At 72.2% G+C, this 25,254-nt stretch carries 24 protein-coding genes; 9 read left to right on the top strand and 15 right to left on the bottom strand.

The annotated features are described in order from the left end of the window. Positions 1–23 precede the first annotated feature (23 nt). Together ACGFMP_RS22485 and ACGFMP_RS22480 are read left to right on the top strand one after the other, a co-directional pair. On the top strand, positions 24–1,718 hold the full coding sequence (locus tag ACGFMP_RS22485) for an LCP family protein (protein WP_393674591.1): 1,695 nt from the start codon (positions 24–26) through the stop codon (positions 1,716–1,718). A 125-nt stretch (positions 1,719–1,843) separates the two neighbouring features. Beyond that, a complete protein-coding gene (locus ACGFMP_RS22480) occupies positions 1,844–3,646 on the top strand; it encodes an LCP family protein (protein ID WP_393674589.1) in 1,803 nt (600 codons plus the stop codon). 67 nt (positions 3,647–3,713) lie between these two features. On the opposite strand, the gene ACGFMP_RS22475 is transcribed toward ACGFMP_RS22480, so the two are convergent. Next, positions 3,714–4,760, bottom strand: a complete 1,047-nt coding sequence (locus ACGFMP_RS22475) for a glycosyltransferase family 2 protein (protein ID WP_393674588.1) — start codon at positions 4,758–4,760, stop codon at positions 3,714–3,716. Positions 4,761–4,874: 114 nt separating this feature from the next. Here ACGFMP_RS22475 and ACGFMP_RS22470 point away from each other — a divergent pair, with 114 nt between their 5' ends. Next, positions 4,875–6,437 carry an LCP family protein gene (locus ACGFMP_RS22470; protein ID WP_393674587.1) on the top strand — a complete coding sequence of 521 codons (1,563 nt, stop codon included), beginning with the start codon at positions 4,875–4,877 and terminating at the stop codon, positions 6,435–6,437. A gap of 18 nt (positions 6,438–6,455) precedes the next feature. Here the strand turns inward: ACGFMP_RS22470 and ACGFMP_RS22465 are convergent, their stop codons facing one another. Beyond that, positions 6,456–6,926 (bottom strand): acyl-CoA thioesterase, encoded by a 471-nt coding sequence (locus tag ACGFMP_RS22465; RefSeq protein WP_393674657.1) that lies wholly within the window; start codon positions 6,924–6,926, stop codon positions 6,456–6,458. A 255-nt stretch (positions 6,927–7,181) separates the two neighbouring features. Here ACGFMP_RS22465 and ACGFMP_RS22460 point away from each other — a divergent pair, with 255 nt between their 5' ends. Then, complete coding sequence (locus ACGFMP_RS22460) at positions 7,182–8,414, top strand: LCP family protein (protein ID WP_393674586.1); 1,233 nt, start codon at positions 7,182–7,184, stop codon at positions 8,412–8,414. Positions 8,415–8,536: 122 nt separating this feature from the next. Here ACGFMP_RS22460 and ACGFMP_RS22455 read toward each other — a convergent pair whose 3' ends face one another. The 3 genes from ACGFMP_RS22455 to ACGFMP_RS22445 form a co-directional block, all read right to left on the bottom strand. After that, positions 8,537–8,962, bottom strand: coding sequence for a hypothetical protein (locus ACGFMP_RS22455; RefSeq protein WP_393674585.1), 426 nt, complete (start codon positions 8,960–8,962; stop codon positions 8,537–8,539). Positions 8,963–9,147: 185 nt separating this feature from the next. Further along, positions 9,148–9,843 (bottom strand): Ig-like domain-containing protein, encoded by a 696-nt coding sequence (locus ACGFMP_RS22450; protein ID WP_393674583.1) that lies wholly within the window; start codon positions 9,841–9,843, stop codon positions 9,148–9,150. A 204-nt stretch (positions 9,844–10,047) separates the two neighbouring features. Continuing rightward, positions 10,048–11,208: an acyl-CoA dehydrogenase family protein gene (locus ACGFMP_RS22445; RefSeq protein WP_393674581.1), complete on the bottom strand. Its 1,161-nt coding sequence runs from the start codon at positions 11,206–11,208 to the stop codon at positions 10,048–10,050. Between the two features lie 251 nt (positions 11,209–11,459). Here ACGFMP_RS22445 and ACGFMP_RS22440 point away from each other — a divergent pair, with 251 nt between their 5' ends. Continuing rightward, positions 11,460–12,800 (top strand): UDP-glucose dehydrogenase family protein, encoded by a 1,341-nt coding sequence (locus ACGFMP_RS22440; RefSeq protein WP_393674579.1) that lies wholly within the window; start codon positions 11,460–11,462, stop codon positions 12,798–12,800. Between the two features lie 35 nt (positions 12,801–12,835). Here ACGFMP_RS22440 and ACGFMP_RS22435 read toward each other — a convergent pair whose 3' ends face one another. Further along, positions 12,836–13,411 carry a CGNR zinc finger domain-containing protein gene (locus ACGFMP_RS22435; RefSeq protein ID WP_393674577.1) on the bottom strand — a complete coding sequence of 192 codons (576 nt, stop codon included), beginning with the start codon at positions 13,409–13,411 and terminating at the stop codon, positions 12,836–12,838. Positions 13,412–13,502: 91 nt separating this feature from the next. On the opposite strand from ACGFMP_RS22435, the gene ACGFMP_RS22430 reads away from it, so the two are divergent. Continuing rightward, positions 13,503–13,871, top strand: coding sequence for a VOC family protein (locus ACGFMP_RS22430; protein WP_393674576.1), 369 nt, complete (start codon positions 13,503–13,505; stop codon positions 13,869–13,871). Between the two features lie 30 nt (positions 13,872–13,901). Here ACGFMP_RS22430 and ACGFMP_RS22425 read toward each other — a convergent pair whose 3' ends face one another. From ACGFMP_RS22425 to ACGFMP_RS22415, 3 genes are read right to left on the bottom strand one after another with little or no spacing between them, the layout of a single operon-like run. After that, entirely contained in the window at positions 13,902–15,080 is a 1,179-nt protein-coding gene (locus tag ACGFMP_RS22425; RefSeq protein WP_393674574.1) for a dipeptidase, read from the bottom strand. 22 nt (positions 15,081–15,102) lie between these two features. Further along, the gene (purE, locus tag ACGFMP_RS22420; RefSeq protein WP_393674572.1) at positions 15,103–15,645 is read right to left on the bottom strand and encodes a 5-(carboxyamino)imidazole ribonucleotide mutase; all 543 of its coding nucleotides are present in this window, start codon (positions 15,643–15,645) and stop codon (positions 15,103–15,105) included. Continuing rightward, complete coding sequence (locus ACGFMP_RS22415) at positions 15,638–16,777, bottom strand: 5-(carboxyamino)imidazole ribonucleotide synthase (RefSeq protein WP_393674571.1); 1,140 nt, start codon at positions 16,775–16,777, stop codon at positions 15,638–15,640. The genes purE and ACGFMP_RS22415 overlap by 8 nt, the downstream gene beginning before the upstream one ends. Before the next feature lie 197 nt (positions 16,778–16,974). Here ACGFMP_RS22415 and ACGFMP_RS22410 point away from each other — a divergent pair, with 197 nt between their 5' ends. Then, on the top strand, positions 16,975–17,472 hold the full coding sequence (locus tag ACGFMP_RS22410) for a GtrA family protein (RefSeq protein ID WP_393674570.1): 498 nt from the start codon (positions 16,975–16,977) through the stop codon (positions 17,470–17,472). Here ACGFMP_RS22410 and ACGFMP_RS22405 read toward each other — a convergent pair whose 3' ends face one another. The 3 genes from ACGFMP_RS22405 to ACGFMP_RS22395 form a co-directional block, all read right to left on the bottom strand. Then, entirely contained in the window at positions 17,473–18,738 is a 1,266-nt protein-coding gene (locus ACGFMP_RS22405; protein ID WP_393674569.1) for an ATP-binding protein, read from the bottom strand. A gap of 12 nt (positions 18,739–18,750) precedes the next feature. Then, entirely contained in the window at positions 18,751–19,425 is a 675-nt protein-coding gene (locus ACGFMP_RS22400) for a response regulator transcription factor (protein ID WP_073497961.1), read from the bottom strand. Positions 19,426–19,532: 107 nt separating this feature from the next. Beyond that, positions 19,533–20,045 (bottom strand): carboxymuconolactone decarboxylase family protein, encoded by a 513-nt coding sequence (locus ACGFMP_RS22395; RefSeq protein WP_393674567.1) that lies wholly within the window; start codon positions 20,043–20,045, stop codon positions 19,533–19,535. 47 nt (positions 20,046–20,092) lie between these two features. On the opposite strand from ACGFMP_RS22395, the gene ACGFMP_RS22390 reads away from it, so the two are divergent. Further along, positions 20,093–21,556 carry a PLP-dependent aminotransferase family protein gene (locus ACGFMP_RS22390; protein WP_393674566.1) on the top strand — a complete coding sequence of 488 codons (1,464 nt, stop codon included), beginning with the start codon at positions 20,093–20,095 and terminating at the stop codon, positions 21,554–21,556. A gap of 285 nt (positions 21,557–21,841) precedes the next feature. On the opposite strand, the gene ACGFMP_RS22385 is transcribed toward ACGFMP_RS22390, so the two are convergent. Both ACGFMP_RS22385 and ACGFMP_RS22380 read right to left on the bottom strand, forming a co-directional pair. After that, complete coding sequence (locus ACGFMP_RS22385; protein ID WP_393674565.1) at positions 21,842–22,345, bottom strand: ATP-binding protein; 504 nt, start codon at positions 22,343–22,345, stop codon at positions 21,842–21,844. A gap of 138 nt (positions 22,346–22,483) precedes the next feature. Further along, positions 22,484–22,852, bottom strand: coding sequence for an STAS domain-containing protein (locus tag ACGFMP_RS22380; RefSeq protein ID WP_393674563.1), 369 nt, complete (start codon positions 22,850–22,852; stop codon positions 22,484–22,486). Between the two features lie 258 nt (positions 22,853–23,110). On the opposite strand from ACGFMP_RS22380, the gene ACGFMP_RS22375 reads away from it, so the two are divergent. Next, entirely contained in the window at positions 23,111–23,971 is an 861-nt protein-coding gene (locus ACGFMP_RS22375) for an RNA polymerase sigma factor SigF (protein ID WP_393674561.1), read from the top strand. Here ACGFMP_RS22375 and hutI read toward each other — a convergent pair. After that, positions 23,936–25,195, bottom strand: coding sequence for an imidazolonepropionase (hutI, locus tag ACGFMP_RS22370; RefSeq protein WP_393674560.1), 1,260 nt, complete (start codon positions 25,193–25,195; stop codon positions 23,936–23,938). The genes ACGFMP_RS22375 and hutI overlap by 36 nt on opposite strands. Positions 25,196–25,254 lie beyond the last annotated feature (59 nt).

The raw sequence follows: 25,254 nt of genomic DNA, 5'->3' as shown, positions 1-25,254 counted from the left end.
CCAGACGGAGGCCCCGAACGACCGTGGACACGCAAGGCCGAGACGACATCGATCCGGCGGGCCAATGGGTGCTCGACCCGGCCACCGGCCGCTACCGGCCCCGGCAGGAGCGGGCACGGGACACGGGGCGCAGGAGCGGACTGCCCCGGCAGACCCTGCGGCGCCCCGGCGCCCCGGCGGCCATGCCCAGCCCCCGAGGGCGCCGCACGGCGGCCGCGGCAGGACCACCGGGGCGCCGCAAGGGCAGGCCGGGCCGCAGGCAGGGGGCCAAGCAGGACAAGGGGATCACCCGGCGCAGGAAGGCGCTGCTGTGGACCGCGGGCACGATGGTCCTGGTCCTGGTGGCGGTCGGCGCCGGCGGCTACCTGCTCTACCAGCGCTTCAACGGCAACCTCACCACGGTGGACGTCGGCGACGCGGGCAGCAAGGACGTCATCGGCGACGGCCCGCTGAACCTGCTGGTGATCGGCACCGACAGCCGACAGGGCCTGGCGGGCAGGTACGGCGACGCCGACAACGTCGGCCACGCCGACACCACGATCCTCTTCCACGTGTCGGCCGACCGCAGCAACGCCACGGCGATGAGCATCCCGCGGGACATCGTCACGGCCATCCCGGACTGCCCGACCAGGCAGAAGGACGGCACCACGGCCACGATCCCGGGGATTCCCGCCGGTCTGACCACGCCGAAGTTCAACGAGAGCCTGGGCGTGGGCGGGCGGGACCCGGGCTGCACGATGCGGGCCGTCACCGCACTGACCGGGATCCCGGTGGACCACTTCATGATGGTCGACTTCGACGCGGTCAAGGAGCTGTCGACGGCGGTCGGCGGCGTGGACGTGTGCCTGGCCCGGCCGCTGGTGGACCCCAAGTCGCATCTCGACCTGTCGGCGGGCCCGCACCGGATCGAGGGCGAGCAGGCGCTGGAGTTCGTCAGGACCCGGCACGCGCTGCGCAACCAGAGCGACCTCGACCGGATCAGGCTCCAGCAGAACTTCCTGGGCGCGATGATCCGCAAGATCAAGTCCAGCGGCACCCTGACCAACCCCAGGAAGCTCTTCACCCTGGCGGACACCGCGACCAGGGCGCTCACCGTGGACAGCGCGATCGGCAGCGTCTCGCGGCTGACCAGCCTGGCCAAGGACCTCAGCAAGGTCGACGCCAAGCACATCACCTTCACCACCCTGCCGGTGGTCGACAATCCCAACGAGCGGGTCCATGCCACCGTCGTGGTGGACCGGGTGCGGGCGCAGCGGCTGTACACGATGATCAAGGACGACGTCTCGCTCAGCGGCCACCGCAAGCGGCACAAGGTCGACGCCCGCCTCATCGGCCCCAGGGCCGCGCCCTCCGACGTCCGGGTGCGGGTCTACAACGGCAGCGGCATCCTCGGCGCCGCCCGCGGCACGGTGGACTGGCTGCGCGGCGCCGAGGGTGTCGGCGACCCCGCCAACGGCGGCAACGCCCCGGCCCCGGCCCCGCGCACCACCCTGGTCTACACCCCGGCCCAGGCCGACCAGGCCCGCACGCTCGCCGCGATGCTCGGCCTGCCGGGCTCGGCCCTCAGGCCGTCGCCGCAGGACGGCGGCACGGCGGCGGGCATGTCGCTGACCCTCGGCGCGGACTTCACCCGGGCCGGCGTGCCCGTCCCCGACCCCGACGCGGAACCCGACGACCTGGACAGGACCAGGGCGGACAACTCGTCCTGCGTGAGCTGACTCACGAAACCTCCCGGTGATCCGCGTCGTGTTAAGTCAAGGCCGCGGAATGCAACTCCGTGCCGCCGACGGCCGTCTGACAGGAGGACGACCGAGATTCGGCCGGAGCAGGGGGAGGGTTCTTCATGCGGGACGGGGCAATGGGGGGCGGCCACGGTGCCGCGTCGAACCATGGCGACCTCGGCTGGGACGACGGGCTCCACCGGGACGACGCGCGCCCGTACTCCCCCGGGGCGGCCGGGGGCCGCGGGAGCGGGCGGATACCCGGGCCGAGGCCCCCGCACGGCGGGGACGGCCCCGATCCGATACCCGGCGGACCTGGCGCGGGCGGCGCCGACAGCAGTACGGGGCAGCGGGCCGGCGGGCCGGGCGGCGGGCACCGCAGGGGCGGCCCGCGGCGGCAGCGCAGCCGCAGGCGCAAGGCGCTGCGCTGGGTGGCGATCGTGGCCGCGGTCGGCGTCCTGGGCACGGCGGGGGCCGCGTACGGCTACTACGAGTACCTGTCGGGCAAGATCCGCAAGGGGGAGCGGGTCAGCGGCAAGACGACCGTGGCCAAGCCGAAGGCCAACGCCAACGGCACCTCGGCGATGAACATCATGATCCTCGGCTCCGACAGCCGGCTCAGCGCGGACGACCAGAAGCTCGGCGGGGCCGCGGACAGCGCCGGCGCCCGGGCCGACGTGATCATGATCGCCCACCTGTCGGCGGACCGCAGCAACATGTCGGTCGTCAGCATCCCGCGCGACACCCGGGTCGACATCCCCGAGTGCGAGGACCCCAAGACCCACCACGTCTATCCCAAGGTCAACACGATCATCAACGCCTCGCTCGGCCGCGGCGGCCCCGGCTGCACCCTGGCGACCGTGCAGAACCTCACCAACGTCTACATCGACCACTGGCTGATGATCGACTTCTCCGGTGTGGTGAAGATGGCGGACGTGCTCGGCGGGGTCGAGGTGTGCGTGGAGCACAGTGTCTGGGACCGCCCGACCAAGTACATCAAGCACGGCGGGTCCGGGCTGAAGCTCACCAAGGGCAAGCACGTCATCAAGGACAAGCAGGCGCTCCAGTGGCTGCGCACCCGCGACGCCTTCGGTGACGACTCGGGCCGAGCCAAGGCCCAGCACATGTACATGAGCTCGCTGATCCGCACCCTGCGCGGCCAGAACCTCTTCACCAACCCGGCGCGGCTGAACAAGATCGCCACCACGGCGATGGGCGCCTTCGAGGTCTCCTCGGAGATCGGCACCCCGAAGAAGCTCTACGACCTCGGGATGGAGCTCAAGAGCATCTCGCCGTCGCGGATGACGATGCTGACCATGCCGCACGACGCGGACCCGCAGGCCGTGAACGCCCACTACGTGCCCGCCGCCGCGGCCGGCACGGTGTGGTCGCTGATGCGCAACGACGTGGCCATGGACGCCGACGGCAAGGCGAAGGCACCGGGGACGGCGAGCGCGTCGCCGAAGCCGAGCACCCCGTCGGGGCCGCCCGCCGCCGCCCCCGCCACGATCCCGGTCACGGTGGTCAACGGCACCGCTGGGACCGCGGACAAGGCGGCCGTGCCACACCGCGCCACGGCGATCGCGACGGCGCTCAAGACCGCGGGCTTCACCGGGGCCGAGCCGAGCCAGACCTCCGTGCCCAGCCCCGGCACCAGCGTGACCTACCCGGCGTCCGCGGGTGACCAGGGCAAGTCGGACGCGGCCTCGGTGGCGAAGGCGCTCAAGATCCCGGTGAGCAATGTGAAGCCGTCCACCACGGCCCAGGCCATCACGCTGACGGTCGGCGCGGACTGGAAGGACGGCACCGACTACAGCGCCACGCTGCCCAAGGAGGGCGGCGTCCCCAAGTCGGCCGACGCCATCAACGGCGCCGACACCACCGGCTGCATGCCCATCCAGCCGATCTACCGCTGGGCGGGCTGAGCCGGCGGCGGCAGCGCGTATGCGGGAGGGGTCCACCGGAAGCTCCGGTGGACCCTCCCGCATACGGTCAGGCGTCGGCGCGCTCGGAGGCCGGGGCCGTGACGGCGGGCCGGCGGCTGGCGATCACCCTGCGGGCAAGCGACGGCGGGCTGGTGACGAAGCCGTAGCCCCAGCACATGTGCATGGTCGCCAGCGCGAGCGGGATGCGCAGCCGGGCGCCGGCGCCGAGGCCGCGTCCCGCAGGGAGCGAGCCGGCGGTGATGGCCGCGAGGTAGGCGGCGGGCACCAGCAGCGCCCACGGCGTCAGGGCGGCGCCGACGACGATGCCGGCCGCGTTGGCGACCAGGGCGGCGGGCGCCGCCAGATACCGCAGGTTGACCGAGCCGCGGTGGTAGCGGGTCACCACCCGGCGCCACCGGCCGTAGTCCTTGTACTGCTTCGCCAGGGTGCGCACGCTCGGCCGCGGCCGGTAGGAGACCCTCAGCTCCGGCGAGAACCAGATCAGATGGCCGGCCTCGCGGATCCGGTAGTTCAGCTCCCAGTCCTGGGCGCGGATGAATTCCACGTTGTAGCCGCCCTGCTGTTCCAGCACCTCCCGCCGGAAGACGCCGAGGTAGACGGTGTCGGCGGGCGCCGCGGCGCCACCGGTGTGGAAGGCGGCGTTGCCGACGCCGATCTTCGCCGTCATGGCCGCGGCGACCGCCTCCTCCCAGGGGTTCTCGCCCTCGGCGTGCATGATGCCGCCGACGTTCGCCGCACCCGTCTCGTCGAGCAGGCGGACGGCGGTGGCGATGTAGTCGGGCGAGAGCATGCCGTGCCCGTCGACCCGCACCACGACCGGGTGGCGGGACGCCTTGATCGCGGCGTTCAGCGCGGCGGGCGTGCGCCCGGTGGGGTTGGGGACCGTATGGACCCTGGGGTCCTCGGCGACCAGTTCGGCGGCGATCGCGTCGGTTCCGTCCTTCGACGGGCCGAGCGCGATGACGACCTCCAGCTCGCCCGGATAGTCCTGTTCCAGGATGTGCCGGACGGAGTTACGCAGGTGGCGCTCCTCGTTGAGCACCGGCATGATCACGGAGACGGCCGGGAGCGCGGAGTCAGTGGCGGCGTTCATTGCGGGAAACGTTACCGCCAATGGGGGACCCCAGCGCGTGGGGGCAAGGATGACAGTCCTATTTATCTCTAGCCTGAACGGGCCTGCCAGCCTGTCCACCGCGGAGGGAACCCCATGCCGCCGACCAGACGACATCCGGCCAGTCCCCGACGGCCGCAGCCGAGTCGGCGGGCGAAGCCCGGCCGGCTCCCCCCGATCCGGCTGAGCACCAGGATCGTCGGCGGGATCGCGCTGCTGGTGATCACCGTGAGCGGCGTCGGCCACGCGGCGGTGACCGGGGTGAGCGGGGCGATCGGCCGGGTGGACGCCTTCGGCGGCATGCAGGGGCGCCCCGGCGACAGCAAGGGCACGAACTTCCTGCTCGTCGGCACCGACGGACGCGACAATCTGTCCCCGGACGAGAAGCGGCTCTACCACCTGGGCGGCGCGCCCTGCCACTGCACGGACACGATCATGCTGGTCCACCTGTCGCAGGACCGCTCACGGGCGAGTGTCGTCGGCATCCCGCGCGACACCTACGTCCTGCTGCCCGCCCCGCCCGGAGCCAGGGGCGCGAAAGCCGGCGGGAAGGCCGCCGCGCCGGCGAAGGCGAAAGCCGGCGCGCCGGGGAAAGCGGGCGCGAAACCCGTGGAGCCCGCGGCCGCGACCCGCCCCGCCAAGATCAACCAGGCCTACGCCCAGGGCGGCCCCAAACTCACCGTGCGCACCGTGGAGCAGCTGACCGGCGTCCACATCGACCACTACGTCGAGGTGGACTTCACCAGCTTCATGAAGACCGTCGACGTGATCGGCGGCGTCCCGGTCTGCACCTCCCGGCGGCTGAAGGACTCCTTCACCGGCCTCGACCTGCCGGTGGGCACCACGAACCTGAACGGCGGCCAGGCCCTCCAGTACGTGCGCTCCCGGCACCTGGACCCGGCCGCCGACCTGGGGCGGATGCAGCGCCAGCAGCGCTTCCTCGCCCAGCTCATCCACAAGGTCACCAGCGGCGGCACGCTCGGCGACCCGCTGCGGCTGCGCAAGGTCGTCTCCACCGTGCTCGGGTCGGTCCGCGCCGACCAGGGCCTCGACAGCAAGGACATGGTCGGGCTGGCCCGCGCCATGAAGAACCTGTCACCCGGCTCGTCGGAATTCACCTCGGTGCCGCTGAGCGACTCCAGCGTGAACATCCGCGGCGTCGGCTCCACCGTGAAGTGGGACGCCCTCAAAGCCGGCCGGCTGTGGGCGGCCATCCGTGCCGACAAGCCGCTCACCGCGCCGCGCCCGGCTCCCGGCGCCAAGGCCGCGCCCACAGGCGTGCCGGTCGGGGTCGACCCGGCCAGGATCAGGGTGGGGGTCGAGAACGGCACCTCCGTCGGCGGGCTGGCGGCGAGCACCCAGCAGGCGCTGCACGCCACCGGCTTCGTCACCACCGGCATGCCGGCCACGGCACGCGTGCATGTGGCGCACACCGTCATCAGCTACGACCCGCGCTGGGACGAGTCGGCGAAGGCGCTGGCCGTCGCGCTGCCGGGGGCGCGACTGGTGCCGGCGGCCAAGCAGGGCCCCGTGATGCGGGTCACGCTCGGCCCCGACTTCGCCACCGCCAAGGTGACGGCGGTCAGGGCGCCGCTGCCCGACCCCGGCACGCGGCGGCAGACCGGCACCCTCACCGGCGACCAGGTCGGCTGCCCCTGACCGGGCCGGTGGTGCCGGTCAGTCGTCCAGGCCCTCGGCCGCCCGCTCCCTGCGCAGCTCCAGGATCGCCCGGCGGCGGGCCAGCCGGTGCGTGCGGCGGATCTGGGCCTCCTGCCAGCGGCGCCGGTCCTGTGCGGTCTCGGGGAGCACGGGCGGCACCCGGCGCGGGCGGCCCTCGGCGTCCACGGCCACGAAGACCAGGTAGGCGCTCGCGACCTGCTTGGCGGGCCGCCCCGCCTCGTTCCAGCGCTCGGCGACGACCCGGACGCCGACCTCCATGGACGTCTTGCCCGTCCAGTTGACCTGGGCCTTGACCTGGAGCAGGTCGCCGACCCTGACCGGTTCGAGGAAGGCCATCTCGTCCATCGCGCCGGTCACCGCCGGCCCCTCGGAGTGCCGGCCCGCGACGGCGCCCGCGGCGTCGTCCACCAGCTTCATCACCACACCGCCGTGCACCGTGCCCAGCAGGTTGGTGTCGTGGGCGCTCATGATGTGCGAGAGCGTGATCCGGGCGGCGGACGTCGCCTTCCCCGGGATCACCGGGACCTGCGCGATGTCCGGTGCTTCCTGGACCCGCGGTGCGGCGGGCGGCTCCGGGGTGCCGGAGCCCGCTGATGAATCGATCATGACAGCTACTTTATGTCCGTTACGAAACGGCTGCGGCCGGTGGCCGAATGCATCGGGTCTGCTACAGAACCGCCCTGGATTCAAGGTCCCACGCCGTGGCCGGGCACACTGACGGACATGAACGGTTGGAGCGATGACACCGAGCGCCGCAGGCTCTCCGAGCCTCCGCTGCCCCCAGAACTGTCGCCGCGCAGGGCCGCCGCTGCCTCGGGCGGGGTCCCGCCGCAGCCCACTCGACGCCCGGCGCCCGAGGGCGACCGCCTGCCGCCCGGGGCGATCCCGCGACCCGGCAGCGGGTCGGGTGACGACTACGGCCCGCCGACCACCGGCGGCCCCGGCGGGGGCGCCCGGCGCACCCCGCGCTGGAGCACCCGCAGGAAGATCGGCTACGGCGCGCTGGGCCTCGTGGTGGTCCTGCTGGTCGTCTCCGTGTCGACGTACTTCTGGGCGGACTCCAAGGTCCGGCGCGAGGTCGACCTGAGCAAGGTCGAGGACCGCCCGGCGACCGGCAAGGGCACCAACTACCTGATCGTCGGTTCCGACAGCCGCGAGGGCCTGACCAAGCAGGACGAGAAGGACCTGCACACCGGTGCCGCCTCGGGCCAGCGCACGGACTCGATGATGATCCTGCACACCGGCAGCAACGGCACGACGATGATGAGCCTGCCGCGCGACTCCTACGTCACCATCCCGGCCTTCACCGGCCAGCAGTCGCACAAGCGCTACGCGGCCTCCACCCACAAGCTGAACCGCGCGTACGCCGACGGCGGCCCCGAGCTGCTGACCCGGACGATCGAGTACAACACCGGCATCCACATCGACCACTACGCCGAGATCGGCTTCGCGGGCTTCGTGAACCTGGTCAACGCGCTCGGCGGCGTGGACATGTGCCTGGACAAGCCGCTGCACGACAAGGCCTCGGGCGCGGACTTCGCCGCCGGCTGCCAGAAGATGAACGGCCAGCAGTCGCTCGCCTTCGTCCGGCAGCGCCACCAGGAGGCCGACCAGGACCTCGGCCGGATGCGCAACCAGCAGAAGTTCCTGTCGACCCTCGCCCACCAGGCCGCGTCGCCCTCCACCGTGCTCAACCCGTTCAAGCTCTACCCGGTGATCGGCTCCGGCCTCGACACGCTCATCGTGGACAAGAAGATGAGCCTGCGGAACCTCGCCTCGATGTTCTGGGCGATGAAGGGTGTCACCGGCGGCAGCGGGAATTCCATCACCGTGCCGATATCCAGCGCCAACTACCGGACGCCCAACGACGGCGACGCCGTGAAGTGGGACATGACGAAGGCCAAGACGCTCTTCGACCAGCTCAAGAACGACGACAAGGTCACCGTCACCAAGTAGGTGCCCGCGCGGGCCTTGGCCCGTACGCCGGACGGCCCCGGCTCCCCCGCGCTCGACGCGGTGGGGGCCGGGGCCGTCCGGTGCCGGTACGGGGCCCGGCGACGGGCCCCCCGGCACACGGTTCAGGAGGTGGCGACCGGCGTGCCGGTCACCGCGGCCACCCACTGGTCCAGCTCGGGCCGCCAGTAGCGGGCCACGTTCAGCCGGGTCGGCTTGGCCTCGCCGGGCAGCTGGAACTTCAGCGAGCTCCACAGGGGCTTCCGCTTCACGTCGCTGACCAGCGCCGCGGCCTCGTGCCGCGGTATCGCCACGACGAGCTCCTTGGGACGGGCGCTCATCCGGCCCGCCTTGTGGAAGACCACGGCCTGCTCGGTGACCGTCACGAAGTAGTACTTCACGAACGCCTGGGCGATGATGCCGATCGCGTTGGTGAGCCACGGGCTCGGGCCGGTCACGGTGTGGATCGTGGCGATCGGCCGGTCGCCCGGATTGATCTGCGCGATGGCCTCGGCCACCTGCTCCTGCATGGTGGACTTGCGAATGGCCATGTGGTGCCCCCATTTTCGACGTGCTTCGACTGAGTTGACGTGCCGGATGTGCCGGATGTGCAGGTTGCGCACGTTGCGCCGGGCGGTGCCGGCACAAACAAATGCGACGCCGCCGTCGTGAACACGACAGCGGCGTCGCAGCGTACCGCCTTCCGGCGGTGGTTACGCCCCTCGGGGTGCGAACGTCAGTGACGCCCGGCCGGGTTGCGACGGCGCAGCATGAAGACCGTGCCGCCGCCTGCGGCGACCAGGACGGCCGCGACACCGGCGATCATGCCCGTGTTGCTGCCGCCACCGGTCTCGGCCAGGTTGGACGTCCCACCCGCCGGCGAGGGCGCGTTGGTGTCGTCGACGGCCGCGGCCGGGCTGGTGGTGGCCGGGGCCGAGGTCGTCGGCGCGGCGGTGGGCGTGGTGGGCGTCGCGGACGGCGACGCCGGGGACGAAGCCGGCGGCGAGGCCGGCGGCGCGGGGGCCTCGCACGCGGTGTCCCGCGTGGTCACGCCACCCTTGATGTCCTGGTCGACCAGCGGCTTCTTGCCCGGCTTGCCCGCCGTGATGTGCACGGTGTAGGTGGTGCTGGGCTTCCAGGCGGCCGCGAGGTTGATCGTGACGCCCTCGGCGGTCGGGTGGTCGATGCTGCCGGTGACGACCGTGGCCCCGGTGCTGTCGAGGATCGTGACGGTCGCGGGCGTACCCGAACCGTCCTTGTCCGTGACGCTGAAGCCGGTCTTGCCGGTGGTGTCGTCACAGGTGGCTGCGGCGGTGAAGTCGCCGATGCTGCAAGCAAGCGCAGTGCCTGCAACGCCCAGCGCGAGCGCGGCTGCGGCGGAGGCAACGCCTATGGAACGCACCGCAATTGCGGTACGGCGGTTTATGGACACGTCTTCCCTTCACGGGATCGGATCACAAGCGCGGAAAAGGCCGGTCAGTGGACACATTGGCCCCCCGCCCCACTGATGGCCCTCACACCTCTACAAGCCCCCGTGTGCGCTTGTCAATTGATCGCAAACCGACCAGTACACGACGTCAAACACACAAAGAGCACCCGGTCCGGGTGCTCTTCGTGCGGCGGTGTTACAGACTTGCTACGCGGGCAGGTTGCGGGCCATGACGATCCGCTGGACCTGGTTGGTGCCTTCGTAGATCTGCGTGATCTTGGCGTCGCGCATCATCCGCTCCACCGGGTAGTCGCGCGTGTAGCCGTATCCGCCCAGCAGTTGGACCGCGTCGGTGGTGACCGACATGGCCACGTCGGAGGCGTAGCACTTGGCGGCGGCGCCGAAGAAGGTCAGGTCGGAGTCGGAGCGCTCCGACCTGGCCGCGGCGGCGTAGGTGAGCTGGCGGGCGGCCTCCAGCTTCATGGCCATGTCGGCCAGCATGAACTGGATGCCCTGGAACTCCGCGATGGCCTTGCCGAACTGCTTGCGCTCCGCCACGTACCCCTTGGCGTAGTCCAGCGCGCCCTGGGCGATGCCGAGGGCCTGGGCGGCGATGGTGACGCGGGTGTGGTCCAGGGTCTTCATCGCGGTGGCGAAACCGGTGCCCTCGTCGCCGATCATGCGGTCGGCGGGGATGCGGACGTTGTCGAGGTAGACCTCGCGGGTGGGCGAGCCCTTGATGCCGAGCTTGCGCTCCGGGGCCCCGAAGGAGACGCCCTCGTCGCTCTTCTCCACCACGAAGGCGGAGATGCCCTTGGAGCGCTTGTCGGGGTCGGTGACCGCCATGACCGTGTAGAAGTCGGAGACCCCGGCGTTGGTGATCCAGCGCTTGACGCCGTTGAGCACGTAGAAGTCGCCGTCGCGTACCGCCCTGGTCTTCATGCCCGCCGCGTCGGAACCCGCCTCGGGCTCCGACAGGGCGTAGGAGAACATGCCCTTCTTGCGGGCGAGCGCGCCCAGGTACCTCGTCTTGAGCTCCTCCGAGCCCGACAGCTGCACCGGGAGCGAGCCGAGCTTGTTGACCGCGGGGATGAGCGAGGAGGACGCGCAGACCCGGGCCACCTCCTCGATCACGATGACGGTGGACAGCGCGTCGGCCCCCGCGCCGTCGTAGGCCTCGGGGACGTGCACCGCGTGCAGGTCGTTGGCCTCCAGAGCGTCACGCGCCTCCTGCGGGAAGCGGCCCTGCTCGTCCACCTCGGCGGCGAAGGGGGCGATCTTCGCCTCCGCGAGGGAGCGCACGGCGTCCCGCAGCATCTCGTGCTCTTCGGAGGTCCGGAAAAGGTCGAAGTCGGAGGATCCGGCCACAGAATCTCACTCCCGAATGCTAACTACCGTTAAGTAACCCTACGATCCTAGGGCCGTGCCCATGATCAGGCCTACGTGACGTTCACGACAGCACAAGGTCGGCCCCGCACGGCCCGCGGCCCCGCGCCGCCCCGCCGTACGACCGGCTGTCCCGCACCGCCGCCTCCGTCGGCCAGGTCACCGCATCGTGGACCCGGCGACCTGCGCACACCCCTCTTTTGGCTGACCCGCTGCCGACTATGCTCTGGCCCATGCCTCTCAAGCTCACCGTCATCGGTACCGGCTACCTCGGCGCCACCCACGCCGCCGCCATGGCCGAACTCGGCTTCGACGTGCTCGCGCTCGACATCGAGCCGCGGAAGATCGAGATGCTGGCGCAGGGCCGGGTGCCGATGTTCGAGCCGGGCCTCGAGGACCTGCTGGCCAAGCACGTGGCAGGGATCGAGGGGTCCAGCGGGCGGCTGCGCTTCACCCTGTCCTGGGAAGAGGTGGCCGAGTTCGGCGACGTGCACTTCGTGTGCGTCAACACCCCCCAGAAGCAGGGCGAGTACGCCTGCGACATGAGCTACGTGGACCGCGCCTTCTCCCTGCTGGCCCCGCACCTGCGGCGGCCCGCGCTGGTGGTCGGCAAGTCCACCGTGCCCGTGGGCAGCGCGGCACGGCTGGCGGCGCTGCTGACCGAGCTGGCCCCGGTGGGCGCGGACGCGGAGCTGGCGTGGAATCCGGAGTTCCTGCGCGAGGGCTACGCGGTGCAGGACACCCTGCACCCGGACCGGATCGTGGTGGGCGTGACGAGCGAGCGCGCCGAATCGGTGCTGCGCGAGGTCTACGCCACGCCCGTCGGGGAGGGCACGCCCTTCATCGTGGCCGACTACCCGACGGCCGAGCTGGTCAAGACCGCGGCGAACGCCTTCCTCGCCACCAAGATCTCCTTCGTCAACGCCATGGCCGAGGTCAGCGAGGCGGCCGGCGGCGACGTCGCCAAGCTGGCGGAGGCGATCGGCTACGACGACCGGATCGGCCACAAATTCCTGCGGGCCGGCATCGGCTTCGGCGGCGGCTGCCTGCCCAAGGACATCCGCGCCTTCATGGCCAGGGCCGGGGAGCTGGGCGCCGACCAGGCGCTGACCTTCCTGCGCGAGGTCGACTCGATCAACATGCGCCGCCGCACCCACATGGTGGAGATGGCCCGCGAGGCGCTGGGCGGCGGCTTCCTCGGCCGCCGGATCGCGGTGCTCGGCGCGACCTTCAAGCCGGACTCCGACGACGTACGGGACTCCCCGGCGCTCAACGTCGCCGGGCAGATCCAGCTCCAGGGCGGCCAGGTCACCGTCTACGACCCCAAGGGCATGGACAACGCCCGCTCGCTCTTCCCCACCCTCGGCTACGCCCCGACCGCCCTGGACGCGGTCCGCGGCGCCGACATAGTGCTGCACCTGACGGAGTGGCGGGAATTCCGCGAGCTCGACCCGGGCGCGCTGGCCGACGTGGCGCGCGGCCGGTCGGTGCTCGACGGCCGAAACGCGCTGGACCCGGCCCTGTGGCGCAAGGCGGGCTGGACGTACCGCGCGATGGGCCGCCCGCAGGCGTAAGGCATGGCCGCGAGGTCCTGTCAGGCCGGTCCCTGTCAGGCCGGCTCGGGCGAGCCGGCCCTGGCGTTCTTCCGGTAGGCCCGCATCTTCGAGCGGCTGCCGCAGATCGCCATGGTGCACCAGCGGCTGCGGCCCGCCGGACTGCGGTCGTAGTAGACCCAGCGGCAGGTGTCGGCGGCGCACGCCTTGAGGCGCTGCCAGCTCCCGTCCGCAGTCGCCCCCGCGATGGCCGCGGCGACCGCCGCGGTGAGCTCCGCCGCTCCGGTGAGTCCTTCGGCGGCACCTACGGCGGCGCGACCCTCGGTGTCGACGGACAGCCGCAGCGGCGCGGCGGCCAGCAGCCGCTCCAGCGCCTCCCCGGTGGCGGCCGGGACGTCGGTGCCGGCGTGGGCCGCACAGACGTCCCGCAGCGCCTCACGCAGCGCCAGGACGTCGGCGAGCGCGCCCGCGTCGTAGCCGCGCCCCGCCAGGCCGCGGCTCCGCGCCCAGCCGGCGGCCGCGTCAGGGGACGTCAGTTCGTCGCTGCCGCCCTCCAGGTCCACGGTGTTGACCAGGTCCTGGACGAGTGCCAGCCCTTCGGGCGCGGGATCGCGGGTTCCTGGCTGCTCCACCCTTGTCACGTTACCTCTGCTCCCCCATCATGAAGTAACGGTTACCGCCAACCACCTCGTACCGGTAACACCGCCGACGAAAGGACCCGCCATGATCGGCCGGCTGAGCGCCGTCGTCCTCGACTGTCCCGACCCCGCCGCCCTCGCCGCGTTCTACGCCGAGCTGCTCGGCGGCACCGTCGAGGCCGAGGACGAGACCTGGGTGGACCTCGACCACGAGGGGGGCCGGCAGCTCTCCTTCCAGCTCGCCCCGCAGTACAGGGCGCCCGCCTGGCCCGACCCCGAGCGCCCGCAGCAGTACCACCTCGACATCGCGGTGCCCCGGGCCGAGATGGACGACGCGGAGAAGAAGGTGCTCGCCCTGGGCGCGACCCTGCTGGAGGGCGACCTCGGCGGGACCCGCAACTGGCGGGTCTACGCCGACCCCGCAGGGCACCCCTTCTGCCTCTGCGCCTGCTGAAGGGGCGCCCGGGCGGGCGGCACGGACCGGTCAGCCGGCCGGCAGCACCATCGTCGACGGGCCGCGCGTGGCCCGGATCGCGGTCGCGGCCGACTCCGCGTCCCGCAGCACCCGCACCGCGTTGTGCCAGGTCAGCTTGGCGAGGTCGCCGTCGGACCAGCCGCGCCGCAGCAACTCCGCGACCAGGTTCGGATAGCCGGCGACATCGCGCAGGCCGTCGGGAGTGAAGGCGGTGCCGTCGAAGTCGCCGCCGATCCCGACGTGGTCGACCCCGGCCACCTCGCGCATGTGGTCGAGGTGGTCGGCGACGGTCGCCGCGGTGGCCGCCGGGCGCGGGTGCTCCGCCTCATATGCCCGCTGGACGGCCATACCGCCGGGTGTGGTGTCCAGCGGGTGCAGGCCGTGCGCGCGCATGTTGGCGTCGGCCGCCGCGGTCCACTCGATGGCCGCGGGCAGGATGAACTTCGGCACGAAGGTGGCCATGGCCACGCCCCCGTTGGCCGGCAGCTGCGCGAGCACGTCGTCGGGGATGTTGCGCACGTGGTCGCAGACCGCGCGGGCCGAGGAGTGCGAGAAGAGCACCGGCGCCTCGGCCACCCGCAGCGCGGCGCGCATGGTGTCGGCGGAGACGTGCGAGAGGTCCACCAGCATCCCGAGCCGGTTCATCTCCCTGACGACCTCCTCGCCGAAGGCGGTCAGGCCGCCCGCGGCGGGCTCGTCCGTCGCGGAGTCCGCCCAGGGGGTGTTGTTGTTGTGGGTGAGCGTCATGTAGCGCACCCCGAGGTCGTGGAAGGCCCGCAGGACGGCCAGCGAGCCGTCGATGCTGTGGCCGCCCTCGGCGCCCATCAGGGAGGCGATACGCCCCTTGCCGCGGGCTTCCTCGAGGTCGTCCGCGGTCAGGGCGAGCGCGAGGTCGTCGGGATAGCGCTCGGTCAGGCGGCGGACGACGTCGATCTGCTCCAGGGTCGCGGTGACCGCGTCCGCGCCGGCCAGCTCGACCGACACGTAGACCGACCAGAACTGCCCGCCGACCCCGCCGGCCCGCAGGCGCGGGATGTCGGTGTGCAGGCGCTCGCTCTGGTCGGCCGCGATGTCCAGCCGGTCGAGGTCGTAGGAGACCTGCTCGCGCAGCGCCCACGGCAGGTCGTTGTGCCCGTCCACGACGGGGTGGGCGGCGAGCAGGTCACGGGCGCGATCGAGGAAGTCCATGCAGGCCAGCCTATGCGGCGGCCTACTTGGCGAAACCGAAGCCCGCGGCGCCGGTGACCTTGGCGCGCAGCCGCCGGCCCTTCTCGGTGGCCTGCTCGTTGAGCGAGGCCTGGAACTCGCGCATCCGCGCCTGGATCTCCGGGTCGTGCGCGGCCAGGATGCGGACTGCGAGCAGCCCCGCGTTGCGCGCGCCCGCCACCGAGACCGTGGCGACCGGCACACCGGCAGGCATCTGCACGATGGACAGCAGCGAGTCCATGCCGTCGAGGTACTTCAGCGGCACCGGCACCCCGATGACCGGCAGCGGGGTGACGGAGGCGAGCATCCCCGGCAGGTGGGCGGCGCCGCCGGCGCCCGCGATGAGTGCCTTGAGCCCGCGGTCCGCTGCCTGCTCGCCGTAGGCGATCATCTCGTGCGGCATGCGGTGCGCGGAGACCACGTCGACCTCGAAGGTGACGTCGAACTCCTGGAGCGCGTGGGCCGCGGCCTCCATCACCGGCCAGTCGGAGTCGGAGCCCATGACGATGCCCACCGAGGGTGCGGTGGTGCCGTGCGCTTCACTCATCGATCGTCCCTCGCAGGTAGTCGGCCGCGTGCCGGGCGCGCCCGCGCACGTCGGGCAGGTCGTCGCCGTAGGTGGTGACATGGCCGACCTTGCGGCCCGGCTTCACGTCCTTGCCGTACATGTGGATCTTCAGCCCGGGGTCGCGGGCCATGCAGTGCAGGTAGCCGGCGTACATGTCGGGGTAGTCGCCGCCGAGCACGTTGGCCATCACCGTCCAGCGGGCCCGCGGCCGCGGGTCGCCGAGCGGCAGGTCGAGCACGGCCCGCAGGTGGTTGGCGAACTGGGAGGTGGCGGCGCCGTCCATGGTCCAGTGGCCGCTGTTGTGCGGGCGCATGGCCAGCTCGTTGACCAGGATGCGGCCGTCGGCGGTCTCGAACAGCTCCACCGCGAGGTGGCCGACCACGCCCAGCTCGCGGGCCACGGTCAGCGCGAGCTGCTGCGCCTGCGCCGAGAGCACGTCGGGCAGTCCTGGCGCCGGGGCGATCACCGTGTCGCACACGCCGTCGACCTGCACGGACTCCACGACCGGATAGGCCACCGCCTGGCCGTGCGGCGAGCGCACGACGTTAGCGGCCAGCTCGCGCACGAAGTCGACCTTCTCCTCGGCGAGCACCGGCACACCGGCCTTGAAGGCGTCGGCGGCGTCGGCCTCCGCGCGGACGAACCAGACGCCCTTGCCGTCGTAGCCGCCGCGGACGGTCTTGAGGACCAGCGGGTATCCCGCGGTCTCCGCGGCGAACCGGGAGACGTCCGCCGGATCGGCGACGATCCGGTTGCGCGGGCAGGGCACACCGATCTCGGCGAGCCTGGTCCGCATGACGCCCTTGTCCTGCGCGTGCACCAGGGCGTCGGGCCCCGGGCGTACCACGATGCCGTCCGCCTCCAGGGCGCGCAGGTGCTCGGTCGGCACATGCTCGTGGTCGAAGGTGATGACGTCGCAGCCCTGCGCGAAGGCGCGCAGCGTGTCGAGGTCGCGGTAGTCGCCGACGGTGACGTCGGAGACGACCTGCGCGGCCGAGTCCTGGGCCGTGTCGCTGAGAATCCTGAACCTGATGCCGAGCGGGATGCCCGCCTCGTGGGTCATACGGGCGAGCTGGCCGCCGCCGACCATGCCGACTACGGGGAATGTCACGTTTTTTCCTGCCGGTGGAGCACGGGGGCCGGTCCCCCGCTGATGGCCCTACCAGGGTATCGGCCGCGCGACCGGTCGAACGCCGGACGGCCCTTCGGTGACTTCCAGGGGGCGGTTAGCATGAGGGACACCAAAAACCCCCGCCGCGACCCGCGCCATCGACCTACCCACCCACAGACAGGGCCCGAGCGATCACCATGACCGGATTCCACGCCCTGCGCGACAAGCTCGGCCTGATGTACCGCGAGATCGCGAAGTTCGGGGCGGTCGGCGGCGCCGGCGTACTGGTGAACATCGGCGTGTTCAACCTGGTCCGGCACAGCACCGGGCTCCAGACGGTACGGGCCAGCGTGCTGGCGACGCTGGTGTCGATCGCGTTCAACTACTTCGGCTTCCGCTACTTCACCTACCGCGACCGCGACAAGGCGGGCCGTACCAGGGAACTCGGGCTCTTCCTGTTCTTCAGCTGCATCGGCCTGGTGATCGAGAACGGCGTGCTGTTCGTCGCCACGTACGGCTTCGACTGGGACAGCCAGCTGCAGAGCAACGTGTTCAAATTCGTCGGCATCGGCGTGGCGACGCTCTTCCGCTTCTGGTCCTACCGCACCTGGGTCTTCCGGGCGGTCGCGGTACCGGAGCCGGTCGAGCCCGACCTCACCGTGCGGGACCCGCGGGTCGACGCGACCCGGCGCTGATCAGCTGACGATGTCCTCGCGCGGCGGGGGCGGCTGCATCTCCCTGGCGAGGAAGAGCGCGAAGACCGGCGGGTGCTGCTGGAGGAGTTCGAGGCGGCCGCCGTCCGCCTCCGCGAGATCGCGGGCGAGCGCCAGGCCGAGGCCGGTGGAATTGCGGCCGCTGACCGTACGCTCGAAGACCCGCGCGCCCAGGTCGGACGGCACACCACGGCCCTCGTCCGTGACCTCGACCACCGCCTGGTTCCCGGTCACCCTGGTACGCAGGCCCACCGTGCCCGCCCCGTGCATCAGCGAGTTCTCGATCAGCGTGGCCAGCACCTGCGCGACCGCGCCCGGGGTGCCGACCGCCCGCAGCGCCGGGGTGCCGGAGCGGACGACGGCCCTGCCCTCGTTCTGATACGCCGGGCGCCACTCCTCGACCTGCTGCTTGATCACCTCGTCGAGGTCGAAGTAGACCGCCGAGCCGGTCCGCGGGTCGCGCGCGTTGGTCAGCAGCCGCTGCACCACGTCGGTCAGCCGCTCGACCTGGCCGAGCGCGATGGTCGCCTCCTCCTTGACCGTCTCCTGGTCGTCGGTGGCCACGATCTCCTCGAGCCGCATCGACAGCGCGGTCAGCGGGGTGCGCAGCTGGTGGGAGGCGTCGGAGGCGAGCCTGCGCTCCGCGGTGAGCATCCGCCCGATCCGCTCGGCACTGGCGTCCAGCACGTCGGCGATCCGGTCGAGCTCCGGCACGCCGTAGCGGCGGTGCCGCGGGCGGGGGTCGCCGGAGCCGAGGCGCTCGGCGGTCGCGGCGAGGTCGCTGAGCGGGCTGGCCAGCCGCTTGGCCTGGCGCACGGCGAGGCCGACCGCGGCCACTACGGCGAGCAGCGCGACGGCCAGGATCACCAGCAGATTGCGCCCGATCTCCTCGCTGACGGTGGAACGCGGCTGCTCCACGGTCACGGACTCACCGTGGTCGCCGCGCTGGGTGGAGGTGATGACCTTGCCCTTGGGGCGGTTGCCGAGAGTGACCTGTGGGCGTCCCGGCACCCGCACCACCGCGTAGCGGTCGGCGGCGATCTGCCGGTCGAGGCCCTTGGCGTCGATGCTTTCCCCGGCCAGGATGCGGTTCTCCACGATGCCGACCAGCCGCACGGCCTCGGAGTCGACACCGTCGCGCGCGCTGCTCTCGATGGTCCTGGTCTCCACGAAGATCAGGGACAGCCCGAAGACGGCGATGACGACGAGCACCACGGCCAGCGTGGAGGAGATCAGACGGCGGCGCACGGCGGCGGCGGGTCAGTTCTTCTCGAACCGGAAACCGACTCCGCGCACCGTGGAGATGTACCGGGGGTTGGCCGCGTCGTCCCCGAGCTTCTTGCGCAGCCAGGAGATGTGCATGTCCAGCGTCTTGGTGGACGACCACCAGGTGGTGTCCCAGACCTCGCGCATCAGCTGCTCGCGGGTGACGACCCGGCCGGCGTCCCGCACCAGCACCCGCAGCAGGTCGAACTCCTTTGCGGTGAGCTGGAGTTCGTCATCACCCATCCAGGCGCGGTGCGACTCGACGTCGATCCGCACCCCGTGGGTGGACGGCTGCGCGGGCTCGGTGGTGCCGCGCCGCAGCAGGGCCCGCACCCGGGCCAGCAGCTCGGCCAGCCGGAAGGGCTTGGTCACGTAGTCGTCCGCGCCTGCGTCGAGGCCGACGACCGTGTCGACCTCGTCCGCACGGGCGGTCAGCACCAGCACGGGGAAGGTGTGGCCCTCCGTGCGGATCCGCCGGCACACGTCGAGGCCGTCCATCCCGGGCAGGCCCAGGTCGAGCACCACCAGGTCGACGGATCCCAGCAGCGCCGCCTCCAGCGCGGTGGGTCCGTCCTCGCGCACCTCGACCTCGTAGCCCTCGCGGCGCAGTGCGCGCGCGAGCGGTTCCGAGATGGATGCGTCGTCCTCGGCCAGAAGTACGCGGGTCATGGGCTTGATGGTAGTCCGCACCCCCCGGGCGTGAGGTGGTGGTACGCCGCTGTCCGTTCACGCCCCCCGCGACCGCCTCGCACCTGCGCTCCTGCGGCCCGCGGCGGTCAGGACAGCGGCCACGGGCGGGCGGTCGCGCCCAGCCTGTTCCAGGCGTTGATGACGGTGATCGCCCAGATGAGTTCGGCCAGCTCCCGCTCGTCGAACTGCGCCGCGGCGCGGGCGAAGACGTCGTCGCCGACCGGTCCGTCGGTGAGCCGGGTGGCGGCCTCGGTCAGTTCGAGGGCCGCGCGCTCGCGCGGGGTGAAGAACGGGGTCTCGCGCCACACCGGGAGCGCGTAGAGGCGCTGCTCGCTCTCGCCGCCCTTGCGGGCGTCCCGCGCGTGGGTGTCGACGCAGTACGCGCAGCCGTTCAGCTGGGAGGCCCGGGCCCGGACCAGTTCGAGCAGCGGATCCTCGAGGCCGATGTCGCGGGCGGCTGCGTCCAGTGCGTTCATGGCGCGGTTGACGTGGGGGACGAGCTTGTCCACGGCGAGGCGTACGGGCGGGGCGACGGTGGTCTGGTTCGCAGCGGCCTCCACGGGAGAGGTGGTGTCTGCGGTGGTGGTGTCAGTGCTCATGGCAAGAAATCTACGGCGGCAGTGGATCGTGGGTAAGGTCCACTTTCATGGACGATTCATGGCCCACTTCGGCGGCGGAAGCGCTCGGCGGGACGGGTGTGGACCTGCATCTCGACCTGCCGCACGGCACCCCCCACGGCCGCCGGGCGGCCCTCGAACGCGCACTGCGCGACGCCGTGCGCGGCGGCCGGCTCGCCCCCGGCAGCCGACTGCCGTCCAGTCGCAGGCTGGCCGCGGAGACCGGGCTGTCCCGCGGCACGGTCAAGTCGGCCTACGACCAGCTCACCGCCGAGGGCTACCTGACCGCCCGCCAAGGCTCCGGCACGGTGGTGGCCGACCGTCCGCAGGGGCCGTCCGCCCCGGCGCCCGGCCGGTCCGCCGTCCCTCGGGCGCCGCGCCACGACCTGCGCCCCGGCAGCCCCGACGTCACCTCCTTCCCGACCTCCGCCTGGCTGCGGGCCACCCGTCGGGTGCTGTCCGCCGCACCGTCCGCGGCATACGACTACGGCGACCCGCGCGGCACCGCGGAACTGCGCACCGCACTTGCCGGATACCTCGGCAGGACCCGAGGGGTGGTCGCGGAGCCGGACCGGATCGTGGTGGTCTCCGGGTACGTGCAGGGCCTCTCGCTGCTGACCGGTGTACTGGGCGGTCGGGGCGGGCGGGAGCGGGGCGGACCCGTGGTCGCCATGGAGGACCCCGGGCTGCCCTTCCACCGCGAGGTGGTGCGGCGGGCGGGCGGCCGGGTGGTGCCGTTGCCCGTCGACGAGTGGGGCGCGGGTGCCTGCCCGCGGGAGGCGGACGCGGTGGTCGTCACCCCCGCCCACCAGTACCCCACCGGCGTCACCCTGCACCCGGCCCGCCGCCACGCGCTCACCGCCTGGGCTCGGGAGGGCGGCGGCCTCGTGGTCGAGGACGACTACGACGGCGAATTCCGTTACGACAGGCAGCCGGTGGGCGCTCTCCAGGGCACGGCTCCCGACCAGGTCGTCTATCTCGGCACCGCCTCCAAGACGCTGGGGCCCGCGCTGCGGCTCGGCTGGATGGTGCTGCCGCCGCACCTGGTGGCGCCGGTCGCCGAGGCCAAGCTCTACAGCGACTACCACACCGGGTCGGTGGGCCAGTTGGCGCTTGCCGAGCTGATCGCCGACCACGCCTACGACCGGCATGTGCGCGCCGCGCGGCTGCGCTACCGGCGGCGCCGCGACCTGCTGGTCGCCCGGCTGACCGGCGAAGCGCCGTACCCCGGGGTCGAGGTGCGGGGCGTCGCGGCCGGACTGCACGCACTGCTCGGGTTGCCGCAGGACGGCCCGGACGAGGCCGAGGTGCTGCGCAGGGCCGCGGCCCTGGGGCTCGCCGTCGGGGCCCTGGGCGAGCACTGGCATGCAGCGGACGACGCCGTCGGTCCCGGCCCCGGACGCCCGCAGGGCCTCATCGTCGGTTACGGCACCCCCGGCGAGGGCGGCTACCCGGCGGCACTCGACATACTGACCCGGGTACTGGGGCCCTGACCGCAAGGGTGCGCGGGCATGCGGCTCGTCGGCGTCGCCGACAGCGGCGGCGGCCTGACGTCAGTGCACCCCGGGCGCGGGATCTCTGGCATGCCGCTCGCCGCGTACCCATGGCGCAACATTGGGCTGACGTCACTCGTCAGCACGAGTGACGTCAGCCCATTTTCGGCTACACCGGTCTTCTCGCCCGATCCCGAAACCGCCGAGCGGGGGCATCCGGCGCCCCGCCGGGGTACGCGAACGGCCCGCAGCGGGCGCCGCGGGCCGTTCCGGGTGTGCGTGGCGTCAGGACGGCGCCGCGAGCTCCGCCCACACCGTCTTGCCGGGGCGGTCGGTATTGCGAACGACTCCCCAGTCGAGGCAGAGCCGCTGGACTATGAACATGCCGTGGCCGCCCGGGCGTCCGGCCCGGTGCGGGGTTCGGGGCGCGGGCTCGCCGCCGCCGCCGTCGACCACTTCCAGGCGCAGCGACTTGGGGCTGCGGCGCAGCAGCAGTTCCTCGGGACCGCCGGCGTGCAGGCACGCATTGGTCACCAACTCCGAGACCACGAGCAGGACGTCCTCGGCAGCGGCCATGCGGTCCGCGGTCGCGGCCGGCAGCCAGCCCCAGTCACGCAGAGCCTGCCGGGTGAAGTCCCTGGCACGGGGCACGATGCCGCTCTCACCGGTGAGCTGGAGCCTGCGGGTGGCCTCCGGCTCACGGGACTGCGTCTCGTCGCTCTGAACGCCCCCGCCTGCACCCGGGTCCGGGTCACGGTCATCCGCGGCGAAGGGCCGGGTGGTGCTCATCTAGGCCTCACCTCACGGATGTACGACTGGGTCCGACCTTCTTCTTCCCGATGGATCTCCCGGAACACGTCCGTGAGGCCATCAAAGCTGGGGCACCCTGCGGCACCCATCGCGCGTCCTGCCCCCGAGCGCATCCGGCTACTCCTGGAGTGCCTGGTCGACGGTGGCATGCACGGTGAAGACCGCCTCTGCCCCGGTGATCTCCAGCACCCGGGCGACGGTCGGCCGCATGGCGGCCAGATGTACGGCGCCACCCTCGGCCTCGGCCCGCAGGCGTGCGCTCAACAGGACGTTGAGTCCCGTCGAGTCGCAGAACTCCAACTGCGAGCAGTCCACCACCAGCCGGGTCGCACCGGCGTCCATGGCCGCACCGAGCGGTTCGCTCAGCAGGTCCGCGGTGTGGTGGTCGAGCTCACCCGCCGGGGTGAAGACCGCGGAGTGGCCATGCTGCTTGACCTCGACACGCAACCGGCCAAGACCGGCTGTGTCGACCGCTTCGCGGTCCATTTACGCTCCTCTGCCCTTCGTGACGACGCGATCCCCGACCCTACGCGTTCCTCGGGTGAGACGGTAGTCGTCACTCTGACGTAGCCGTGACCTGGTGGGGCACCTTCACGCATCATGACGGTTCATGCGCGGCACGTGAACAAAGAACCGGGCAAAACGCCCATGACAGCGCCATAACTTGCGACGCCCCCGGCAACAGGCGTAGGGGTGGAGGTACGGCATAGGCACTGCCGACCGCCGCAAGAGAGGCAGGACCACATGGCACCCCCGCTCGGCCTGGATCACCAGAACCATGCGCTGGAGCAGTTCGCGGGGCTTGAGGGGCTCCCGGAAATTCCCCCCTACGACGAGATCGGACCGGTCGACGCGCGCGCCCTGTCCAAGACGCTCTTCGCCCGCCTCCACGGCCTGGAGGAGGGTACGGAGGAGCACGCGTACGTCCGCAACACGCTGGTGGAGCTGAACCTCGCCCTGGTGAAGTTCGCCGCCTCCCGGTTCCGCACCCGCAGCGAGCCGATGGAGGACATCATCCAGGTCGGCACGATCGGCCTGATCAAGGCGATCGACCGCTTCGAGCTGAGCCGCGGCGTCGAATTCCCGACCTTCGCGATGCCGACGATCGTCGGTGAGATCAAGCGCTTCTTCCGCGACACCAGCTGGTCGGTCCGGGTACCGCGGCGGCTCCAGGAGCTGCGCCTGGATCTGGCGAAGGCCGGCGACGAGCTGGCGCAGCAGCTGGACCGCACGCCGACCGTCCGCGAACTGGCCGCCCGGCTCGGGCTGCCGGAGGACGAGGTCATCGAGGGCATGGCGGCGAGCAACGCGTACACGGCCAGCTCGCTCGACGCCCAGCCGGCGGAGGACGACCCGGAGGGCGCGCTCGCCGACCGGATCGGCTACGAGGACCACGACCTCGAAGGCGTCGAGTTCGTCGAATCGCTCAAGCCGCTGATCGCCGGGCTGCCGCAGCGCGACCGGGCGATCCTTTCGCTGCGCTTCGTCGGCAACCTCACGCAGGCCGAGATCGGCGACGAGCTGGGCATCTCGCAGATGCACGTCTCGCGGCTGCTCACCCGGACGCTGTCACGGCTGCGCCGCGGGCTGCTCGTCGAGGAGTAGGCCGAGGTCCCCGCGCGCCTCGCGCAGCACGCCGTCCTTCCACACCGCCGCCGCCAGCGGCACACCGGGGCGGTACGCGAGGTGGACGTGGCTGGGCGCGTCCAGCAGCAGCAGATCCGCGCGGGCACCCGGCGCGATGCGGCCGATGTCGTCGCGGCGCAGGGCGCGCGCGCCGCCCCGGGTGGCGGCGTGCACCGCCTCGTCGGGGGTCATTCCCATGTCGCGGACCGCGACGGCGACACAGAACGGCATCGACGTGGTGAAGGACGAGCCCGGGTTGCAGTCGGTGGACAGCGCCACGGTGGCGCCCGCGTCGAGCAGCCTGCGGGCATCGGGGTAGCGCGCGCGGGTGGAGAACTCCGCTCCGGGCAGCAGCGTCGCCACGGTGGTGTCCGACGCGCTCGCGAGCGCGTCGACGTCGGCGTCGGTGAGGTGGGTGCAGTGGTCGGCGGAGGCCGCGCCCAGCTCGACGGCCAGCCGGACGCCGGGACCGTGGCCCAGCTGGTTGGCGTGCACCCGCGGGATCAGGCCGCGGGCCATGCCGGCGGTGAGGACGGCGCGGGCCTGGTCGCCGTCGAAGGCGCCGCGCTCGCAGAAGGCGTCCACCCAGCGGGCGTGCGGCGCGCAGGCCTCCAGCATCCCGCCGGTGACCAGGGCGACGTAGCCGGCCGGGTCGCCCTCGAACTCCGGCGCGACGACATGGGCGCCGAGGTAGGTGACCTCGGCGGTGTGCCGGGCGGCGATCTCCAGTGCGCGGGCCTCGTCGCGGGTGGTCAGGCCGTAGCCCGACTTGGTCTCCTGGGTGGTGGTGCCCTGCCGGAGTGCCTCGGTCAGGAAGCGGGTGAGGTTGGCGGCGAGTTCCGCGTCCGTGGCGGCGCGGGTGGCGGCGACCGTGGTGCGGATGCCGCCCGCGGTGTACGGGCGGCCCGACATCCTCGCGGCGAACTCCGCGCTCCGGTCGCCGGCGAAGAGCAGATGCGAGTGCGAGTCCACGAAGCCGGGCAGCAACGCGCGGCCGCCGGCGTCGATGCGCTTGTCGGTGGCGGGTGCTTTCCCGGACTCACCGACCCAGGCGACGCGGTCGCCTTCGATCACGACGGCCGCCGCGCCGGGAACCAGGCCCAGGGGGTCGCGGGTGCCGGGCGCGGAGCGGGAGGGGTCGTTGGTGACCAGGCTGCCGATGTCGGTGATGACCGTGCTGGTCGCCTTGCCGGTCGTCGTCATCGCTCGTGCTTTCGCTCGCCGGGTCGGGGAGGTTGGGGGCGCGGCCGGATGCCCGGCCG

The organism is Streptomyces sp. NPDC049040, assembly GCF_043197715.1.
Taxonomy (GTDB): Bacteria; Actinomycetota; Actinomycetes; order Streptomycetales; family Streptomycetaceae; genus Actinacidiphila.
Note: the sequence above shows the minus strand (reverse complement) of the source record. Positions and strands in the feature narration are given on the sequence as shown.

Coding starts and splice junctions, on each gene's coding strand:
- ACGFMP_RS22410 (WP_393674570.1), top strand. CDS start 16,975: ATGACCGGATTCCACGCCCTGCGCGACAAGCTCGGCCTGATGTACCGC.
- ACGFMP_RS22380 (WP_393674563.1), bottom strand. CDS start 22,852: ATGGACCGCGAAGCGGTCGACACAGCCGGTCTTGGCCGGTTGCGTGTC.
- ACGFMP_RS22480 (WP_393674589.1), top strand. CDS start 1,844: ATGCGGGACGGGGCAATGGGGGGCGGCCACGGTGCCGCGTCGAACCAT.
- ACGFMP_RS22425 (WP_393674574.1), bottom strand. CDS start 15,080: ATGGACTTCCTCGATCGCGCCCGTGACCTGCTCGCCGCCCACCCCGTC.
- ACGFMP_RS22440 (WP_393674579.1), top strand. CDS start 11,460: ATGCCTCTCAAGCTCACCGTCATCGGTACCGGCTACCTCGGCGCCACC.
- ACGFMP_RS22430 (WP_393674576.1), top strand. CDS start 13,503: ATGATCGGCCGGCTGAGCGCCGTCGTCCTCGACTGTCCCGACCCCGCC.
- ACGFMP_RS22375 (WP_393674561.1), top strand. CDS start 23,111: ATGGCACCCCCGCTCGGCCTGGATCACCAGAACCATGCGCTGGAGCAG.
- hutI (WP_393674560.1), bottom strand. CDS start 25,195: ATGACGACGACCGGCAAGGCGACCAGCACGGTCATCACCGACATCGGC.
- ACGFMP_RS22385 (WP_393674565.1), bottom strand. CDS start 22,345: ATGAGCACCACCCGGCCCTTCGCCGCGGATGACCGTGACCCGGACCCG.
- ACGFMP_RS22395 (WP_393674567.1), bottom strand. CDS start 20,045: ATGAGCACTGACACCACCACCGCAGACACCACCTCTCCCGTGGAGGCC.
- purE (WP_393674572.1), bottom strand. CDS start 15,645: ATGAGTGAAGCGCACGGCACCACCGCACCCTCGGTGGGCATCGTCATG.
- ACGFMP_RS22460 (WP_393674586.1), top strand. CDS start 7,182: ATGAACGGTTGGAGCGATGACACCGAGCGCCGCAGGCTCTCCGAGCCT.
- ACGFMP_RS22470 (WP_393674587.1), top strand. CDS start 4,875: ATGCCGCCGACCAGACGACATCCGGCCAGTCCCCGACGGCCGCAGCCG.
- ACGFMP_RS22475 (WP_393674588.1), bottom strand. CDS start 4,760: ATGAACGCCGCCACTGACTCCGCGCTCCCGGCCGTCTCCGTGATCATG.
- ACGFMP_RS22400 (WP_073497961.1), bottom strand. CDS start 19,425: ATGACCCGCGTACTTCTGGCCGAGGACGACGCATCCATCTCGGAACCG.
- ACGFMP_RS22465 (WP_393674657.1), bottom strand. CDS start 6,926: ATGAGCGCCCACGACACCAACCTGCTGGGCACGGTGCACGGCGGTGTG.
- ACGFMP_RS22390 (WP_393674566.1), top strand. CDS start 20,093: ATGGACGATTCATGGCCCACTTCGGCGGCGGAAGCGCTCGGCGGGACG.
- ACGFMP_RS22455 (WP_393674585.1), bottom strand. CDS start 8,962: ATGGCCATTCGCAAGTCCACCATGCAGGAGCAGGTGGCCGAGGCCATC.